2 protein-coding genes and 1 CRISPR repeat array are annotated in these 3745 nt (G+C 63.9%); of the genes, one reads left to right on the forward strand and one right to left on the reverse strand.

Annotated features, from left to right (window positions below):
* On the reverse strand, positions 1 to 249 hold a 249-nt coding region (locus tag NYR54_RS00870), incomplete at its 3' end, for a hypothetical protein (RefSeq protein WP_261513486.1).
* On the opposite strand from NYR54_RS00870, the gene pncA reads away from it, so the two are divergent.
* Positions 230 to 829 (forward strand): bifunctional nicotinamidase/pyrazinamidase, encoded by a 600-nt coding sequence (gene pncA / locus NYR54_RS00875; RefSeq protein WP_261513488.1) that lies wholly within the window; start codon positions 230 to 232, stop codon positions 827 to 829. The genes NYR54_RS00870 and pncA overlap by 20 nt on opposite strands.
* A gap of 83 nt (positions 830 to 912) precedes the next feature.
* A CRISPR array of direct repeats spans positions 913 to 3745; the repeat unit is 29 nt; unit sequence GGGACTATCCCCGCGTGTGCGGGGGAACC.

A 3745-nucleotide genomic window follows, 5' to 3' on the forward strand; every position in this document is an offset into this window, starting at 1 on the left:
TGTTTTTTTTTGTTTTTTTTTTTTTTGTTTTGTTTTTTTTTTTTTTTTTTTTTTTTTTTTTTTCCCTTTTTTTTTTTTTTTTTTTTTTTTTTTTTTTTGGTGTTTTTTTTGGGGGGGGGGGGGGGTCCCCCCCCCCGCCTCTTCTTTTCTTTCGCCCCGCGCCGAAGCGCGCTTGTCAGGCCGGGCCGTTCGCGTCAAGCTCCACAGGACGTGAAACTGGAGAACTGAGATGATGGAAGGAGCGCTCATCGTCATCGACGTCCAGAACGACTTTTGTCCGGGTGGTGCGCTGGCGGTGGAGAGGGGTGACGAGGTGGTGCCCCTCATCAACGGGTTGATTAAGCGGTTCGATCACGTGATCCTGACCCAGGACTGGCATCCTGCAGGCCATTCGAGCTTTGCCTCCTCGCATCCTGGAAAATTGCCTTTCGAGACGGTCGAGATGCCCTACGGTGAACAGACATTGTGGCCCGATCATTGCGTGCAGGGCACGCCCGGGGCGGAGTTTCACCCGCAGCTCGAATGGACGAAGGCGGAGCTTGTCATCCGCAAAGGGTTCCGCAAGGCGATCGACAGCTATTCCGCGTTTTTCGAGAACGACCACCAGACGCCCACGGGCCTTGCCGGCTATCTGCGCGAGCGCGGTTTCACGAAGGTCACCTTCGCCGGTCTCGCCACGGATTTCTGCGTGGCCTATTCGGCGATCGACGCGCGCCGCCAGGGCTTCGAGGCATCCGTGATCCTGCAGGCCTGCCGCGGCATCGATCTCGCGGGATCGATGGAGACGATGACGCAGCGGATGCGCGATGAGGGCGTGGCGCTGATCTGAAGCGGGCTGCCGCCTTGAGGCCGTGAGATATCCTGCGTGTGCGGGGGAACCTGCGTGTGGAAACAGCATCACTTGCTTGAGCAGGGACTATCCCCGCGTGTGCGGGGGAACCGGCCAGCCACCGCAGCAGCACGCCTGGTTTGTGGGACTATCCCCGCGTGTGCGGGGGAACCGCGCGGGAGGCCCGCGCGGCCGCGCGCGATTGGGGACTATCCCCGCGTGTGCGGGGGAACCCCAGACGCTTCGACGTGAACGATCCTTCAAGTGGGACTATCCCCGCGTGTGCGGGGAACCTTGAGCAAGAACATCACCTGCGAGAAGAACTTGGGACTATCCCCGCGTGTGCGGGGGAACCGCCCTCATACGTCATTTCGAGGACTTAGCCGGGGGACTATCCCCGCGTGTGCGGGGGAACCGGAGTACACGTTTTTTCTAGGGAAATCAGTAGGGGACTATCCCCGCGTGTGCGGGGGAACCGGACCATGACGATGTGGGGCTCTCCCTCACGGTGGACTATCCCCGCGTGTGCGGGGGAACCGCCATGGCATCGACCAGCGCCAGCAGGGAGCCGGGACTATCCCCGCGTGTGCGGGGGAACCGGCACGATGAGCGCCGAGGAGGCATTCCGGAAGGGACTATCCCCGCGTGTGCGGGGGAACCGGTATCCGCCAATGGCTCGGCAAGGCTTACGCGGGACTATCCCCGCGTGTGCGGGGGAACCTCCGCAAGAGGCTTGACGGGCTTGGCGGGCTTGGGACTATCCCCGCGTGTGCGGGGGAACCGCTCCGAGCGTCACATTTGAGGAAATCACCACGGGACTATCCCCGCGTGTGCGGGGGAACCTAGGTCTCGGACTTGAAAACAGCGCCCGAGACGGGACTATCCCCGCGTGTGCGGGGGAACCCGGCGAAGAAGGTCGGCGGGACGATTGCCGTCGGGACTATCCCCGCGTGTGCGGGGGAACCGATACCTCCGCCTTGCGGGCCTAGACGACCATGGGACTATCCCCGCGTGTGCGGGGGAACCTTGATAAACACGAAAGGCACGATGTCCAGGGTGGGACTATCCCCGCGTGTGCGGGGGAACCCACCCCGGCCAGGTCCCAGCTATCCGCCCCGAGGGACTATCCCCGCGTGTGCGGGGGAACCGACATCGTCATGACTGAGCAGCACCGCGTCGGAGGACTATCCCCGCGTGTGCGGGGGAACCGCGCGGGAGGTGGTGGCGGCGTGTGATGTGATGGGACTATCCCCGCGTGTGCGGGGGAACCTCTCAGCGGCGTCGATCAAGCGCTGCTTTGCTGGGACTATCCCCGCGTGTGCGGGGGAACCGCGCATTCTAGCCGTATTTCCTCGCGCGTCAGGGGACTATCCCCGCGTGTGCGGGGGAACCGCAACGGCTGCGTCGTGCTCGGCCTTCGTTATGGGACTATCCCCGCGTGTGCGGGGGAACCCGCGAGCCTATCGCGCCGGGATCGGCCGACACGGGACTATCCCCGCGTGTGCGGGGGAACCGAGATCGACCCGGTGCATGCGGCTGTTCACAAGGGACTATCCCCGCGTGTGCGGGGGAACCGTCTGGCGTCACGTCGCGCGCTCGATTGCTTAGGGACTATCCCCGCGTGTGCGGGGGAACCCGATGCGGTCCCGCTGCACGTCCGCGCCAGCGGGGACTATCCCCGCGTGTGCGGGGGAACCGGCAAACACCACATCAGGGGTGGTGAGGTCGCGGGACTATCCCCGCGTGTGCGGGGGAACCTCCGACGAGGAAGCGGAGCGGAACAAGCTGGCGGGACTATCCCCGCGTGTGCGGGGGAACCCAGCCGACCAGATGCGCATCGGCATGGAGCTTGGGACTATCCCCGCGTGTGCGGGGGAACCCTCGATCTGGCGGCGGGCTGCCGCTAGCTCACGGGACTATCCCCGCGTGTGCGGGGGAACCCGCGCTCGGGCGCTGGCTTTCCTTCTATCGAAGGGACTATCCCCGCGTGTGCGGGGGAACCCGCGGCCCAGTGCACCCGAGAGTTTGGGTGGAGGGACTATCCCCGCGTGTGCGGGGGAACCCATGGCGCTGCTTCCGTACCAACAGGACATCGCGGACTATCCCCGCGTGTGCGGGGGAACCGCGAGGCAACCGCTAATGACGTAATGGCAACGGGGACTATCCCCGCGTGTGCGGGGGAACCGCCAGCCCACTTTGGGCATAGCCCCACCATTACGGACTATCCCCGCGTGTGCGGGGGAACCCGCTTGCTGTCCCGGCGCTGGCAATCGTGGCGGGGACTATCCCCGCGTGTGCGGGGGAACCACCGCCGATGAGCTACGCGCCGAGATTGCCGCGGGACTATCCCCGCGTGTGCGGGGGAACCATGCCGAAACCGTCGACGAGGCTTGCGATATGGGGACTATCCCCGCGTGTGCGGGGGAACCACATGGTTGGCTATGAAAGCCGACAATTCCGGGGGACTATCCCCGCGTGTGCGGGGGAACCTGCTATTTTTTGACATTTATTGACCCTTTTCAGGGACTATCCCCGCGTGTGCGGGGGAACCGAGGACTCACTTATGAGGTATACGCCTGAAGAGGGACTATCCCCGCGTGTGCGGGGGAACCGGAAAGGCGCAAACGCCATTTGCCAGCGCGGCGGGACTATCCCCGCGTGTGCGGGGGAACCCCGTATCCGATAGCCTGATAGTCAAAGGTGCGGGGACTATCCCCGCGTGTGCGGGGGAACCCGCTGAAAATCTTCTCTTCATTCTCATTCAGGGGACTATCCCCGCGTGTGCGGGGGAACCCCGACGCGTTTATACGCAAATTCGAGGACATGGGGACTATCCCCGCGTGTGCGGGGGAACCCATTCCAAGCGGCGGGCGCCACCGAGAAGAACGGGACTATCCCCGCGTGTGCGGGGGAACC

The organism is Chelativorans petroleitrophicus, assembly GCF_025398195.1.
GTDB lineage: Bacteria > Pseudomonadota > Alphaproteobacteria > Rhizobiales > Rhizobiaceae > Chelativorans > Chelativorans petroleitrophicus.